15 protein-coding genes are annotated in these 13849 nt (G+C 67.1%); 10 read left to right on the top strand and 5 right to left on the bottom strand.

Annotation, left to right across the window (positions count from 1 at the left end):
• Window positions 1–24 precede the first annotated feature (24 nt).
• From QE381_RS12025 to QE381_RS12000, 6 genes are read left to right on the top strand one after another with little or no spacing between them, the layout of a single operon-like run.
• Window positions 25–1071 (top strand): LacI family DNA-binding transcriptional regulator, encoded by a 1047-nt coding sequence (locus tag QE381_RS12025; protein ID WP_307218468.1) that lies wholly within the window; start codon window positions 25–27, stop codon window positions 1069–1071.
• Window positions 1071–2684 (top strand): FAD-dependent oxidoreductase, encoded by a 1614-nt coding sequence (locus QE381_RS12020; RefSeq protein ID WP_307218467.1) that lies wholly within the window; start codon window positions 1071–1073, stop codon window positions 2682–2684. The genes QE381_RS12025 and QE381_RS12020 overlap by 1 nt, the downstream gene beginning before the upstream one ends.
• A 13-nt stretch (window positions 2685–2697) precedes the next feature.
• A complete protein-coding gene (locus QE381_RS12015; RefSeq protein ID WP_307218465.1) occupies window positions 2698–3972 on the top strand; it encodes a sugar ABC transporter substrate-binding protein in 1275 nt (424 codons plus the stop codon).
• Window positions 3969–4931 (top strand): carbohydrate ABC transporter permease, encoded by a 963-nt coding sequence (locus QE381_RS12010; RefSeq protein ID WP_307218463.1) that lies wholly within the window; start codon window positions 3969–3971, stop codon window positions 4929–4931. Before QE381_RS12015 ends, QE381_RS12010 begins: the two co-directional genes overlap by 4 nt.
• The gene (locus QE381_RS12005) at window positions 4921–5775 is read left to right on the top strand and encodes a carbohydrate ABC transporter permease (RefSeq protein WP_307218461.1); all 855 of its coding nucleotides are present in this window, start codon (window positions 4921–4923) and stop codon (window positions 5773–5775) included. Before QE381_RS12010 ends, QE381_RS12005 begins: the two co-directional genes overlap by 11 nt.
• The gene (locus tag QE381_RS12000; RefSeq protein WP_307218459.1) at window positions 5772–7490 is read left to right on the top strand and encodes a glycoside hydrolase family 13 protein; all 1719 of its coding nucleotides are present in this window, start codon (window positions 5772–5774) and stop codon (window positions 7488–7490) included. The genes QE381_RS12005 and QE381_RS12000 overlap by 4 nt, the downstream gene beginning before the upstream one ends.
• Before the next feature lie 908 nt (window positions 7491–8398).
• Here QE381_RS12000 and QE381_RS11995 read toward each other — a convergent pair.
• The 5 genes from QE381_RS11995 to QE381_RS11975 all read right to left on the bottom strand — a co-directional run bounded on the left by QE381_RS11995 (window position 8399) and on the right by QE381_RS11975 (window position 10869).
• On the bottom strand, window positions 8399–8821 hold the full coding sequence (locus tag QE381_RS11995; protein WP_307218457.1) for a hypothetical protein: 423 nt from the start codon (window positions 8819–8821) through the stop codon (window positions 8399–8401).
• Window positions 8808–9323 carry an ImmA/IrrE family metallo-endopeptidase gene (locus QE381_RS11990; protein WP_307218456.1) on the bottom strand — a complete coding sequence of 172 codons (516 nt, stop codon included), beginning with the start codon at window positions 9321–9323 and terminating at the stop codon, window positions 8808–8810. The genes QE381_RS11995 and QE381_RS11990 overlap by 14 nt, the downstream gene beginning before the upstream one ends.
• 174 nt (window positions 9324–9497) lie before the next feature.
• Complete coding sequence (locus QE381_RS11985; RefSeq protein ID WP_307218454.1) at window positions 9498–9776, bottom strand: hypothetical protein; 279 nt, start codon at window positions 9774–9776, stop codon at window positions 9498–9500.
• 188 nt (window positions 9777–9964) lie between these two features.
• The gene (locus QE381_RS11980; RefSeq protein WP_307218452.1) at window positions 9965–10672 is read right to left on the bottom strand and encodes a hypothetical protein; all 708 of its coding nucleotides are present in this window, start codon (window positions 10670–10672) and stop codon (window positions 9965–9967) included.
• Between the two features lie 11 nt (window positions 10673–10683).
• Window positions 10684–10869 carry a hypothetical protein gene (locus QE381_RS11975; RefSeq protein WP_307218450.1) on the bottom strand — a complete coding sequence of 62 codons (186 nt, stop codon included), beginning with the start codon at window positions 10867–10869 and terminating at the stop codon, window positions 10684–10686.
• 237 nt (window positions 10870–11106) lie between these two features.
• On the opposite strand from QE381_RS11975, the gene QE381_RS11970 reads away from it, so the two are divergent.
• The 4 genes from QE381_RS11970 to QE381_RS11955 all read left to right on the top strand — a co-directional run bounded on the left by QE381_RS11970 (window position 11107) and on the right by QE381_RS11955 (window position 13835).
• A complete protein-coding gene (locus tag QE381_RS11970; RefSeq protein WP_307218448.1) occupies window positions 11107–11373 on the top strand; it encodes a hypothetical protein in 267 nt (88 codons plus the stop codon).
• 167 nt (window positions 11374–11540) lie between these two features.
• Window positions 11541–12284 (top strand): Ltp family lipoprotein, encoded by a 744-nt coding sequence (locus tag QE381_RS11965; RefSeq protein WP_307218446.1) that lies wholly within the window; start codon window positions 11541–11543, stop codon window positions 12282–12284.
• 53 nt (window positions 12285–12337) lie between these two features.
• Window positions 12338–12658, top strand: a complete 321-nt coding sequence (locus QE381_RS11960; protein WP_307218444.1) for a hypothetical protein — start codon at window positions 12338–12340, stop codon at window positions 12656–12658.
• Window positions 12659–13256: 598 nt separating this feature from the next.
• Window positions 13257–13835 carry a hypothetical protein gene (locus QE381_RS11955; RefSeq protein WP_307218443.1) on the top strand — a complete coding sequence of 193 codons (579 nt, stop codon included), beginning with the start codon at window positions 13257–13259 and terminating at the stop codon, window positions 13833–13835.
• Window positions 13836–13849 lie beyond the last annotated feature (14 nt).

Raw genomic sequence — 13849 nt, 5'->3', positions numbered from 1 at the left:
ATTATCAGAGGAGATGGACACCGCATGTCACCGAAGACGCGCAAGGTCACGCAGAAGGAGATCGCCCGACTCGCCGGCGTGAGTCAGACGACCGTGTCGATGGTCCTGAACGACCGCGAAGGCACCAACGTCCGCATCCCCGAGGCCACGCGCGAGAGGGTGAAGCGAGCCATCGAGCAGTCGACGTACGTGGCGGATCCGGCAGCGCGACGCCTGGCCGGCCTCGACAACAAGATCATCGGGATCTTCACCTACGAGCCGGCGCTGTCGCCCGAGAGCATGGACTTCTACGGACCGCTGCTGACCGGCCTGGAACGCGCGGCGGAGCAGGCCGGATGCGACCTGCTGTTCTTCACGAGCTCGCCCGTCGAAGACGGCCGGCGTCGGCTGTTCCACCGCCAGACGCGGCTGCGCCTGGCGGACGGCTGCATCCTGCTCGGTCAGAACATGGACGGCGCCGACCTCGAACGCCTCGTCGACGAGGCGTTCCCGTTCGTCGCCATCGGGCGCCGCGACGAGACCGCCGCGATGGTCCCCTACGTCGGCGTCGACTACGCGAGCCTCACCGCGCAGCTGGTCGAGCGCGCATACGAGCTCGGCCACCGGCGCGGCGTGTACGTCCACCGCGACATCGACTCCCCCGCCGCCCGCGACCGCCGCGCGCAAGTCGCCGCGTCGGCGAACGGGCTCGGCATCCGGATCTCCGAGGCGGTCGTGCGCGACGATCTCGTCTCCGTGCGGGAAAGCGTGCGCGCGGGGGAGGCGAGCGTGCTCTTCGCGGAAGACACCATCCTCGCCGAGGACCTCGCTCACGCGCTCCGTCGCGACGGACTGTCGATCCCCGACGACGTCTCGCTCGCCGCGCTCGGCGAGGTGGGCGGTCACACCGTGTCCGGACACGCGCTGAGCGGCTTCCGCATCCCGAGGACACGCGTGGCCGCTGCCGCTCTCGACCTCGTGCAGTCGCTCATCCACCTGCCCGCGGAGGAGTGGCCCACGATCGAGCTGCAGCAGCTGCTCCGTGGCGCCGTCGAGAGCGGCGCCACCCTCGGAACCCGGACGGCTCGGTGATGGGCACACGGACCGTCCACGCCGACGTCGCCGTCATCGGGGGCGGCCTGGGCGGCGTCGCCGCGGCACTGGCGGCGCTGCGCCGCGGGCGGCGGGTCGTCCTCAGCGAGGAGTACCCGTGGATCGGGGGTCAGCTGACCTCGCAGGCGGTCCCGCCCGACGAGCACATCTGGGTCGAGCAGTTCGGCGTGACCTCGAGCTACCGCGCCCTGCGCGACGGCATCCGCCGCTACTACCGCGAGAACTACCCGCTCACGCACGCCGCTCGCGCTCAGAAGGCACTCAACCCGGGGCTGGGCCGGGTGAGCAAGCTCTGCCACGAGCCGACGGTCGCCGTCGCGGTGCTCACCGCGATGCTCGCCCCGTACCTCTCGGCGGGCCGGCTGATCGTGCTGCAGCCGTACGTCCCGACCGCTGCGGCTGTTGCCGGGAACCGCGTGGACACCGTGACGGTGCGCAGGGTCGGCGGCGACGACGAGGTGGTCATCGAGGCGCCTATGGTGCTGGACGCCACGGAGACCGGCGACCTGCTGCCCCTGACGGACACCGAGTACGTCGTCGGCGCCGAGGCCCGCGGCGACACCGGGGAGCCGAGCGCCCCCGAGATCGCGGACCCCGCCAATGTGCAGGCGATCTCCTGGTGCTTCGTGTTCGACCACGTCGCCGGCGACCACACCATCCCCCGCCCCGCGGACTACGATCGCTGGCGCACGTTCGAGCCGGAGTTCTGGGGCGCGCCGATGCTGTCGTTCGTCGCCCCGCATCCGCGGACCCTCGCCCCCGAGGAGCGGACGCTGAAGGTCAACCCGCCGGTCGTGGCACGCGCCGACGGCGAGCCGGATCCGCGCATCGACGCCGGTGACCGGGACCTGTGGGAGTTCCGACGCATCGCTGCCCGGGAGAACTTCGTCGAAGGCGCCTACGACAGCGACATCGTGCTCGCCAACTGGCCGCAGCTCGACTACCTCGGCGGCTCGATCATCGACACGCCCGACCGCGAACACCACCTCGCCGAGGCCAGAGCGCAGTCCCTCGCCTACCTGTACTGGCTGCAGACCGAGGCGCCCCGCCCCGACGGAGGCCGGGGATGGCCGGGCCTGCGTCCGCGCGGCGACGTCACGGGCACGGTCGACGGATTCGCACAGGCTCCGTACATCCGCGAGTCCCGCCGCATCGCCGCGATGCGCACGGTGCGCGAGCAGGACGTCTCGGTCGCAGCGCGCGGCAGTGCCGCACCCGCGACCTTCGACGACTCGGTGGGCGTCGGGATGTACCGCATCGACCTGCACCCCTCCACCGGCGGCGACAACTACATCGACGTGGAGTGCGCACCGTTCGAGATCCCCCTGGGGGCCCTCGTCCCGGTGCGCATGACGAACCTCCTGCCCGCGGCGAAGAACATCGGCACGACGCACATCACCAACGGGGCGTACCGCCTGCACCCCGTGGAGTGGAACGTCGGCGAATCCGCCGGGGAGCTCGCGGTCTTCTGCCTCGAGCACCGGATCACCCCCCAAGAGATCGTCTCCGACCCCGTCCTGACCCAGCGGCTGCAGAGCCGGCTGGTCGCCGCCGGGGTGGAGATCCACTGGCCGGACATCACCGGCTACTGAAGAAAGAAGAGAGATGAACACAGCAAGGAAGCTGCTCGGCACCGCGGCCGTCGTCGTCGCCGTCGGTGTCGTCGCCGGGTGCGGCAGCGCCGGGGCCCCGACCCCGGCACGCACCACAGCCGCTCCGGGGAGCGTCGATCTGCGCATGACGGTCTGGACGTCGAACGAGGCCCAACTGGCACTGTTCACCGGCATCGCGGACGCCTACAAGAAGGATCACGCCGAGATCGGCACGATCACCTTCGACAGCCTGCCGTTCGCCGACTACAACACCACCCTCACCACGCAGATCGCCGGCGGCAACGCCCCCGACCTGGCCTGGATGGGCGACCTGTCGCGCGACCTCATCACGGCCGGAGCGCTCGCGCCCCTCACCGAGACGCTGAAGGACACGGAGGGCTGGGACTACGACGATCTCCTCCAGAGCGTGACCGGGCAGTTCAGCCAGGACGGCCAGCTCTACGCCTACCCGTTCTCCAACTCGCCCTTCGCTCTCTACGTGAACGAGGACGTCCTCGCCCAGGCGGGGCAGAAGCTGTCGTCGTCGCCCACCTGGGACGAGGTGTCGAAGATCGGGTCCGCCGTGCATTCCGCGACGGGCAAGGCCGGGTTCGTCATCCGCGACTTCAACTACTCCGCATGGAACACCCTCGCGACCGTGTGGACGGGCTGGGGCGCCGAGGCCTGGAACGCCGACGGCACCCAGTGCGGCTTCGACTCCGACCAGATGGCGGGCGCGTTCACGTTCCTGCGCGACGCGATGGAGACGTCGGCCATGCCCGGGCCCGGGACCCAGGCCGACTTCTTCGCCGGCGACTCCGCGTTCACCATCGCGCAGGTCTCGCGCGCCGCGCTGCTGGACGGCTCGTTCCGCTACTCGGTCCACCCGCTTCCCACGGGTCCGGCCGGGGCGTACTCCGTGTTCGGGCAGGCCGGCGTCGGTGTGCTGCAGTCGAGCCCGCACGTGCAGGAGGCCACCGACTTCCTGTCGTACCTCACGGACCCCGAGAACGCCGCGAAGCTCGCACAGTTCTTCCCGCCGCCGCGCCAGTCGCTGCTCACCGGCGAGAAGCTCGCGGCGAACAACACGAAGCTCACCGCCGCGCAGCTGCAGGAGGTCGTCGTGGATCAGCTGCCGAACGCCGTGCCGCTGCCCAACCACACCCGGCCGGCCGAGATCGCGCAGAAGGCCAAGACGGCTCTGGATGCCATGTGGACACCCGGCGCCGACGTCCGCGCCGTGCTCTCCACGGTGTGCGACGCGATCGATCCCTTGCTGAGCAAATGACCGCGCCGACCCTGGTCGACACCCGCGGGGGGATGTCTGCGGACGTTCCCCCACGGGGCCCCCTCCCGCAGCGCCTCTTCTGGACGACGGGTCGCCGCGATGCGCTGACCGGCTACCTGTTCATCCTGCCGCAGCTGATCGGCGTGCTCGTCTTCGTGATCGTGCCCGTCGGGCTCGGCGTGTTCTACAGCATGAACGACTGGAACATCTTCACCGGGAAGATGCAGTTCGTCGGCGGCGAGCACTATGCGGCGGCGCTCAGCGATCCCCAGCTTCCCGCTGTGCTGGCGGCCACCGCGGCGTTCTCCGGCGGCGTGGTCGTGCTCAACATCGGTCTCGGTCTGCTGCTCGCCGTCCTGCTCAACCGCCGCTTCCGCGGCGTCACACTCTTCCGGACGCTCTTCTTCTCCCCGGTCGTCGTCTCGGTCGTCGCGTGGACCCTCGTCTGGGGTTTCCTCTTACAGGACAACGGCGGCATCAACGCGGTTCTGGAGGCCGTCGGCATCCCCGGAGCGAACTGGCTGCAGCAGGGATCGACGGCCATGCTCGCCGTGGTCTTCACCCAGGTCGTCCGCAGCGTCGGGATCAACATGATCCTCTTCCTCGCCGCGCTCCAGGGCGTGCCCGGCGAGCTCTACGAAGCCGCGCGCATCGACGGCGCCCGGCCGCGCACGATCTTCTTCCGCATCACGCTGCCGCTCATCTCGCCGACGCTGCTGCTGACGGCGATCATCACGATCGTCGGCGCGCTCCAGGCGTTCGCGCAGATCGCGGTCCTCACCGAAGGCGGTCCCGGGCTGTCGACCACCGTCCTCGTCTACTACGTGTACCAGCAGGCCTTCGCATTCAACGACATCGGCTACGGCTCGACGCTCGCACTGATGCTCCTGTCCTTCGTCCTGCTGCTGACCCTGCTGCAGTGGCAGCTGCGCAAGAAGTGGGTGTTCTATGAGAGCTGATCAGCGCCGTGCGGCCGCCCTCGTCCGCCGCGTCGTCCTCTACCTGGCCCTCTGCGTGCTCGCCGCGCCGTTCGTGATCCCCACGGTGTGGATGATCACGTCATCGTTCAAGCCGCTGAACGAGATCTTCCAGGTGCCGCCGTCGCTCTTCGCGGCGCAGCCGAGCTGGGACGCGTACGCCGAGGCGTTCTCGTTCCAGCCCTTCGCACGGCAGTACTTCAACAGCGTGTACATCGCGATCGTCGTGACCGTCGTCACCATGATCGTGTCCAGCCTCGCCGGATACGCCTTCGCACGGATCCGTTTCGTCGGCAGCAACGTGCTGTTCCTCGTCGTGCTGGTCGGGCTGCTCGTGCCGAGCGAGGTGACGATCGTGCCGTTGTTCCAGATGTTCAAGGGCTGGGGCATGATCAACACCCACTGGCCGCTCATCCTGGTCACCGCGCTCGCCGGCCCGTGCGTGCTGGCGACCTTCATCATGCGCCAGTTCTTCCTCACCCTGCCGGTCGAGCTGGAGGAGGCCGCCCGGCTGGACGGTCTCGGCCGGCCGGCCATCTGGTGGCGGATCGCCCTGCCGCTGGCGGGCCCCGCGCTCTCGGCGGTCGCGATCCTCACGTTCCTGAGCTCGTGGAACCTGTACCTCGAGCCCACCGTGTATCTGACGTCCCCGGAGCTGTTCACCCTTCCGCAGGCGCTCACGCGCTTCACCGACGCCTACGGCGGCGAGATGTGGAACGTCCAGCTCGCGGCGGCGACGATGACGGTGGTGCCCGTGCTCGTGGTGTTCCTCATCGCGCAGCGGCAGTTCGTCGAGGGTCTCGCGCACTCGGGGCTCAAGGGGTGAGCGCCGACCTCGACTGGTGGCGGACCGCGGTGGTGTACGAGGTCTATCCCCGGAGCCTCCGGGACGCCGACGGCGACGGGGTCGGCGACCTCGAGGGCGTCCGGCAGGCGCTGCCCTATCTCCACTCCCTCGGAGTCGACGCCCTGTGGTTCACCCCCTGGTACGTCTCACCGTTCGCGGACGGCGGCTACGACGTCGCGGACTACCGCGCGATCGACCCGCGGCTGGGGAGTCTCGCCGACGCGGAGCGACTGATCGCAGACGCGCGAGACCACGGCATCCGCACGATCGTCGACATCGTCCCCAACCACGTCTCGTCGGCGCACCGGTGGTTCCGCGAGGCGCTCGCGGCAGAGCCGGGATCGGATGCACGCGCCCGATTCTGGTTCCGCGCCGGATCCGGGCCGGACGGCGGCGAACCGCCGACGCACTGGCGCAACAACTTCGCCGGTCCGACGTGGACGCGGACGACCGACCGCGAGGGCCTTCCCGGTGAGTGGTACCTGCACCTCTTCGACCCCGCGCAGCCCGATCTCGACTGGCGTCATCCCGATGTCGGCAAGGAGCACGAGGAGATCCTGCGGTTCTGGTTCGACCGCGGAGTCGCCGGCGTCCGGGTGGACTCGGCCGCGCACATCATGAAGGACCCGTCGCTTCCCGAGGACGACGGCAGCCACGCTCCCGGCGCGCACCCCAACCTCGACCGCGACGAGGTGCACCCGGTCTACCGCCGGTGGCGGGAGATCGCGGACGGATACGACGAGCCCCGCGTGCTCGTCGGCGAGGTGTGGCTCCCCGATGCCGAACGATTCTCGCGCTACCTCGATCGGGAGATGCATACGGCGTTCAACTTCGACCTCATGACCCGCGGATGGGATGCGGCCGGGTTCCGCGACTCGATCGACACCATGCGCGTGGCGCACGCACGCGTCGGCGCCCCCTGCACCTGGGTGCTGTCGAATCACGACGTCACGCGCCCAGTGACGCGGTACGGACGCGCCGACACCTCGTTCGCGTTCGAGCGGAAGGCCTGGGGCGTTCCCACCGACCTTGCGCTGGGCACCCGGCGCGCCCGGGCTGCCGCGCTCCTCACGGCCGCCCTGCCGGGCTCGCTGTACCTGTATCAGGGCGACGAGCTGGGCCTGCCCGAGGTCGAAGACCTCCCGCGGGATGCGCTCGAGGACCCGATGTATCTGCGATCGGGCGGGGAGAACCCCGGACGGGACGGATGCCGCGTGCCGATCCCGTGGGCGGGCGAGGACCCGCCCTTCGGGTTCTCGCACGCGGGGGTGCGGCCGTGGCTGCCTCAGCCGCCGGCGTGGCGGGAGCTCTCGATCGAGCGGCAGAGTCGCGACCCCGACTCGATGCTGTCGCTGTACCGGCGAGCGCTGGCCGTGCGCCGGTCCTCGGCCGATCTGCGGACCGGCGGCTTCTCGTGGGTCGAGCTGTCGTCGGGGGTCTGCGCCTTCCGGCGCGGATCGCTCGTGAGCATCACGGTCTTCGACGGCGAGCCGGTGCCGCTGCCATCGGCCTGGGAGATCGTGCTCTCCAGCGATCCGCGCATCCCCGCAGGATGCGGAGACGCGGCCGCGAGACCCCGTCCGATCCCGACCGACACGACCGTGTGGGTCCGCGACCCCGCCGGCTCTATCCCCGCCGTTCCCGAAACGAACAACATGCGTGCGAGGAACGGCGCGACATCTCTCCGTGGCTGATGGTCAGGTCGAGCGCTTCGAGCACTCGTAGTCCGGCATCGGGTTTCAGCGGTGATCCTCGTCGACGCGCTATCTGCTCCTCGGGCGGACCCGGCGTCGACCTCGGATGACTCTTCGCAGATGATCCGCCAGCGACGGCACAGGCGCGCGCCGTCCCTGCACCTTTGCCGACGGCAGGGGTAGTCGCCCGGATCACAGAGTCAGACCGGGAACGGGAAGAGCATCGAGAACGAGGAGGTGACGAGAATGGTGCAGACAACGGTCGATCAGTCCGGCGCCGGAGACGAGTTCGGATACCCGCTCGACCAGTCCGGCGCCGGAGACGAGTTCGGATACCCGCTCGACACCACAGCCGACCGTCGATTCCACAGTCCGATCGAGTTGCCCCCGACGGCAAGTCCCGCCGACCATGAACGGCACGCCGCGGCCTACGAGGCCTGCCAGAAGCGCTTCTCGGACTCTTCTCGCGCCCGTCGTCGACCGAGCGGAGAAGACACGACAGCATCTCCAGACGCAGATGCGTAGCTATCCAGCCGCAGGAGCTCGCAGTTCTCGGAGAGAGTCGCCTTACTCGGAGTGCTGCTCCTCGTCCTGCGCGGCGAGGCGCACGCGGGACGGATGACTCGCTGCTCTCGTGCGCGCTCACTGCCGCAAACGCGGATCAGCCCCGCTCGAAAGCGGGGCTGATCCGGTGAAAGTGGCGGTGACGGTGGGATTTGAACCCCCATGACAGCCGCATCACCACGCGACAGCCACACAGATCCCTGTTATTACGCGGACTTTCAGTCAACGGAGCCACGCTCGGAGAGCCTCAATCACGAGTTCTGTTGCCACGGTGTTGCCACCGAACGACGCAGCAACCTGTCCGCCTCGGAGAGTCTGACTACAGACTGGACCGGCGTCACCAGTCACGCAAAGAAGAGACGAGCAATTGTCCCCCACGCCGCCGCGCTCACCAAGAAGGTGACGACCGCCGAGAGGAGCACTCGGGCGATGTAGTCGGAATTTCGGCATAACTTGTAGAACTTTGGATGTACAACTATCAGAGCGTCGATTCGCTCCTGCTCAGTCGGATGCACGTACCGCTTAACAGCGTGGTATACAAACAGATCTGTGAAGATCGTGGCTTTCAGCAGGCTGGCCAGGAATCGAATTCCTGGAACTTGGTCCTCAAGTCGCGCGGTCTGATCCGGAGCGGGATCAGCTGGGCTTGTTTCAAGCTCCTGGGCATGATTCTTTGCGGTTTCGAACTCCCGGACTTCCGCTTCGGTAATTGGATGCGCTGATCCGTCGCTCGCAGCAGACGGATCGTTGCCTTCAACCTCGCGCAAGGCCCAGATTCACAAGACGAAAGTTCATCGCGTCGACGGACACGTCAAACTGCGCGGCAAGCTGGTACACGCTCGCACCGACACGCGCTGCGCGCCGAACCTCATCTTCGGGCATCAGGAGTTCGGCAGCGAACCTGTTTGCAAAGATCTCTTCGGTGTCCGTTCCACATGAAGAAAGTGAGTCTCTCTTGTGAAGGAAAGGATTGGAAACGCGATCAGGATCATTCAGAATTGCGATGTAGTGGCCCAGCTCATGGGCGACAGTAAACCGCTGACGCTTAGGCGCATGTTCGCTATTCACCAAGATATCGGTTCCAGCAACATCGCTTACCTTTGCGATCATGCCCGACGTCGTGTTCGGCAAAACAACCTCGTAGACATTCACACCCAGTGAACGAGCTACAGCAACAGGATCGACGGGAAGCCTCGGCGCTCCGCCATGGTGGTAAGCGCGAAGCGTCTCTTGCGCCGCGCGCTGTGGGGTCATCGTTGCGCTAGACACTTTGCTCCTCTCCACGGTCGGGCATCTGTGGTATGCGTCCAGTGTGGCAGACCCTTGGGACACTGGCGATGATTCACGCGAACCAATTTGGAGGGACGGGCTGCATGAACACCACACTCGGACTGATGCACTCCGGGCAGGCGCTCCGGTTGACATCCACGGGCGTCACGGCGCCTACTGTTCGAGGAACATCCCGTCGTCATCGGGGTCGTCGAGGTCCGCTTCTACGAAGAGGCGTTGCTCCTCGAGTTGGCGGTCGAGGATTGCTCGCCAGTCCGGGTGTTGCTTGATGCTCTCAAGCACCATGCCCGCCAACCAGTGCGCCACATGGGTGCCGTCGTACTCGCTCCGTGCGATCTCGCGATGTAGCTGTTGGTAGGCGTCGTGGTCGTCGCGTGCACAGGCGTCCAGCATCCTCAGACCGAAGTACTTGAGTTTGTCGCTGTCGCTCATCAGAACGCTCCCCTTGCCTCTCGTGCCATCTGCCGTACCGCCAAACGCGGATCGTTCGACTGGGCGATGAACGTCTGTGAGATGGGCCTCATCTGACCGCTGATAAGCCCTTCACTGCTTCGAGTGTCTGCCCCTTCCCCGGTGGCCGAGGTAACCGCGACACGTGCGCGATTGGCGACGGCTGTCGTCTACCACCGGTAGAGAACGCCAGGGCCTTCCTCACGGTCTTCATCAGGTGCCTCGACCGTCCATCCGTGATCGCGGAGCACGTCGGCCGCCTCATCTTGAAGATCTCGCACGGTCGATCGGAACTGCATGCGACGCCACTTTGCTCGGCCCGCCCGAACGGCTGTCTCCCATCCTGGCTCGTGATCGATGCCAAACTCGCGCACCAAGAACTCGAGTACGTCTTCCATGCAGGGGCGGAACCGCTCGCCGCCGACCGGGAAGTGAAGCGATGACATGTCGTGGGGCTTGCGCACCACGTCCGCCCTCACCGCATGGGCGCGGCCCAAGAGATGAGAGAGCGAGCCGCGGTCAGCGTGCACATGCCAGTGGGACAGCGGAGCGGACTCGGAGATCGCCGCGTCGAACTCTTGGCGAACGAGAGGAGTTCGGTCGAGCGTCGAATGCACGGCGACCTTTGACCGCCAGGCTTTCAGGTACTTTCCGGAGCTATCGAGTCCGAGATAGACCTGCACACCGAGCGTTGCCAGTTGCTCCCCGTCGACGAATAGGGGCACGCGCTGATGCGCCGGCTCATCGCCCTCTGGCCTCACAACGTATCGCCCGCCATGCGCGACTGAAACGAACTGGAAGTTCCCCGGGAGCACGCCCGAAATCGTGTCCTGCATCTCCTGAGCGAAAGCGGCCGCGCGGGAGTTCAGGTCAATCATGCTCGGACCGGTCAGTCGTCGGCACCGAGGAGGAACTCGATCTCGTCGAGCTCTTCCTTCGCTTCCCACTCCTCAGCCGAGAGACTCCGGGTGGCACGCGCCGCCTCGAACTCGGACTCATTCAGTTCAATACGTCGCAGGATCTCCACGCGGCGAGCCAGTAGCTTCTCACGGGAGACGTCGATTACGGGTGCCATGGCATCCTCCTGTGCTCGATGGGATTCAGAGTAGACCACCAACCTCCGACATCGCCCCAGCTGACCGCATTAGACAGCGTGCGCGGTGAGAGGCCGCCCCGCCCAGCATCGGCCTCTTGCAGCAGTCCCGAGTGAAAACTCCCGTGATAAACGTGATCAGACCCCGAGAACGTCGACGATCTGTTGCACGACTGGCAAGCGGCATCATCCCGGGATGTCCGCGTTTACGCTGGCGTCATGAGCATGTTCTCGGCCGACGACCCTCTCGCCCGGCAGATCGAAGCCGCGTATCTCGAAGCGTGGGCGGCGCTCTCGACATCCCTCAAAGCAAAACTCCGAAGTGGAGCTGAAACGCTAGACAGCGAGGAGGTACGCGAACTCGCGCGGCTCCCCCACCCGCTTTTGACCTTGTCGTACTGGCTGGAGGAGCATGCGAACGCACGCTGGAACGTCTCTTTCACCTTCGCGGAGTGGGCGAGGCGAGAGGCACCCGACGACGTCTAACGCTCACGCATCGTCGAACGTCTCGCGGCCCCACGCCATGAGCTTTCTCGCGCAGCTCTGGAGCGTCCGCGATCGGGCGCGGCAAAGCCGCCGCATAGGGAGTAGGTTGAGCGCAGCCGAATCGGGGATCGGCCCGCTCGGCGTTCTCGACGCAACCAGGGGGAAACATGACAGTTCCGCAGCCCGTCGTCCAGCCGCCCGCACCTGCAGAGAAGCAGGGCAATGGGCTCGGCTTGGCTGCTCTCATCGTTGGCATCGTCGCCTTCGTGCTCGCGGTGATTCCGTTCGCGAGTTTCATCGCGTGGCTGCCGGCGATCGCCGCCATCGTGCTCGGTATCATCGGCCTCGTCCTCAAAGGCCGGAAGCGCCTCTTCGCAGGCCTCGGGCTCGGTATCGGCGCGGTCGCGTGGCTGATCGCGATCGTCGTCTCGATCGCATCCCTCGCGGGCGTGGGGTCTGCGGTGAGCAGCGCGGTGAAGACGGCCGCGGCCGCTGCATCCGAGACTCCCGCTGTTGCCGAGACTGCCGTTGCTCAGACGCCCTCCACGGCACCCTCGTCGACGCCGGTCGCGGCAGCAACGGCCGAGGCCGCGGCTCCGGCCGCTCCGGCCGCTCCGGCGCTGACTGTGGCGCAGAAGAACGCGGCCAGCAAGGCGAAAAGCTACTTGAACATGACCGGGTTCTCGCGCGATGGGCTCATCGACCAGCTCGTCTTCGAGAAGTTCGACGCCTCCGACGCGGCCGTGGGGATCGACAGCCTCAACGTCGACTGGAATCAGCAGGCCGCCCGTAAGGCGAAGAGCTACCTCGACATGACGGGGTTCTCGCGCGACGGTCTCATCGAGCAGCTCGTCTTCGAGAAGTTCACCCAGGAGCAAGCCGAGGCCGGAGCCACCGCCAACGGGCTGTGATGTCGGTGGCCGCGGCGTAGCATCGTGGTTCCGGCCGGAGGAAGGACACTCCGATGCCCCGGTCCACACCCAGCCCCGACAAGCTGCTCGGACTCGCAATCTCCGCGGCTCTGTCCCGTAACGAGTTCACGTCCGATCCCGGCCCGGTGATCGACGAGGTCCGCGAGCTCGGCCGCGGCCGCGGCCGCGACGACATCCTCGACCCCGACGTCGGCCGATGGGTCGGCTTCTACCGGATCGCGGAGACGGCGATGCTGTGCGACGCTCTCCTCGCCGCGTTCCCCGAGTGTGAAGCGTGGGTGCCGCTCGGCGTCGAGCGTCGCGACGGGCTCGTCCACGGGACGCACGACTTCACCCGCATACACGATGAATAGCGGCCCCCAGCGTCGCCTCCTAGTCGGAGCGACGCCGGGGGCGCGGTGATAGTCAGGCGGGCAGGGCGTGGATTGTGGCGGTGACAGCGTCCGCGAGGCGTCGGGCGGAGGCGGTGTCGAGGACAGCCCTGGTCCGGCCGCCATCCACCGGGGTCACGACGATCCGCGGGCACTCGTCGCCGAGAGCATGGAGCGCGACGTCCGCCTCTTCCGCGCGGTCCTCGCCGCCATTCCACCCCACAACGATGGCGACGACGGTGGAGTCCCCGACCCCGTCCCAGTCGGGGTCCGCGTGGGCTGGCTTCGCGGTGCTCGTCGCAGATGCTCAGGATGCCGTCCGGCGCGGGATCAGTGAAGCTCCGTGATGGCAGATAGAAGTGCTGACCTACGGTGCGGTGCAGGATAGCGCCTTCAACGCTTGCGACTTCCATTCCGTTACGTTGGCACGACGAGTATTGTCCGAACGCGGATGAATGAGCACAGCTCACGGGCCCGGCGCGGCCACCCCGCGCCCGATCCAGCCGCCGTCGCGCCCGAGTGCGACATCGTGTTCCGGCCTTGACCGCTATGCTCAGCCTCACACTCTGAGGGGGAGAACATGAGCGAATCGGAAGCCGCTGTGCCCGAGGTGGACGCGTCGAAGCCTCCGCTCCGCGACCGGACAGTGAGGCTCACGACTGTCGCCATCGCTGTGGCCGTCGCGCTAGTGGTGGGTGTTGGCGCTTCCGTCGGGACCTTGCTCCCGATGGTGATCGGGCAGGGCAACCAGATCGCGGCGCTGGCGTCGGACGTAGACCAGGCTAAGAAGGACCAGGCCACTGAGGGAAGCCGACGCGCGAACGCTGAGGCCGCCCTCGCGAGCGCGAAGCAAGACATAGCCAAACGCGAGGCCGATGTCGCCGCACGCGAAGCCGCAGTGAAGAAAACCGAGCAGCAGGTAGCGGCGAACAGCTTTGGTGAAGGCATCCGGCTCGTCGGCAAGAACACTGCGCCCGGCGTCTACACGACCGGCACCATCACGTCTGGCCGGTGCTACTACGTCTGGAAGACCAGCACGGCATCTGACGCCGACATCGTGGACAACAACATCGTGAAGTCGGGCACCGCTACCGTCACTCTTCGAGACGGCGAGGTCTTCTCTTCGAACAGTTGCGGCACGTGGACTAAGCAGGACTGATCGGCGCACGCGGT

Source organism: Microbacterium sp. SORGH_AS_0888, from assembly GCF_030818905.1.
Taxonomy (GTDB): domain Bacteria; phylum Actinomycetota; class Actinomycetes; order Actinomycetales; family Microbacteriaceae; genus Microbacterium.
The sequence above is the reverse complement of the archived record's forward strand: the minus strand, read 5'-3'. Positions and strand labels throughout refer to the sequence as shown.

Coding starts and splice junctions, on each gene's coding strand:
- QE381_RS12025 (WP_307218468.1), top strand. CDS start 25: ATGTCACCGAAGACGCGCAAGGTCACGCAGAAGGAGATCGCCCGACTC.
- QE381_RS12020 (WP_307218467.1), top strand. CDS start 1,071: ATGGGCACACGGACCGTCCACGCCGACGTCGCCGTCATCGGGGGCGGC.
- QE381_RS12015 (WP_307218465.1), top strand. CDS start 2,698: ATGAACACAGCAAGGAAGCTGCTCGGCACCGCGGCCGTCGTCGTCGCC.
- QE381_RS12010 (WP_307218463.1), top strand. CDS start 3,969: ATGACCGCGCCGACCCTGGTCGACACCCGCGGGGGGATGTCTGCGGAC.
- QE381_RS12005 (WP_307218461.1), top strand. CDS start 4,921: ATGAGAGCTGATCAGCGCCGTGCGGCCGCCCTCGTCCGCCGCGTCGTC.
- QE381_RS11985 (WP_307218454.1), bottom strand. CDS start 9,776: ATGAGCGACAGCGACAAACTCAAGTACTTCGGTCTGAGGATGCTGGAC.
- QE381_RS11980 (WP_307218452.1), bottom strand. CDS start 10,672: ATGATTGACCTGAACTCCCGCGCGGCCGCTTTCGCTCAGGAGATGCAG.
- QE381_RS11975 (WP_307218450.1), bottom strand. CDS start 10,869: ATGGCACCCGTAATCGACGTCTCCCGTGAGAAGCTACTGGCTCGCCGC.
- QE381_RS11970 (WP_307218448.1), top strand. CDS start 11,107: ATGAGCATGTTCTCGGCCGACGACCCTCTCGCCCGGCAGATCGAAGCC.
- QE381_RS11965 (WP_307218446.1), top strand. CDS start 11,541: ATGACAGTTCCGCAGCCCGTCGTCCAGCCGCCCGCACCTGCAGAGAAG.
- QE381_RS11960 (WP_307218444.1), top strand. CDS start 12,338: ATGCCCCGGTCCACACCCAGCCCCGACAAGCTGCTCGGACTCGCAATC.
- QE381_RS11955 (WP_307218443.1), top strand. CDS start 13,257: ATGAGCGAATCGGAAGCCGCTGTGCCCGAGGTGGACGCGTCGAAGCCT.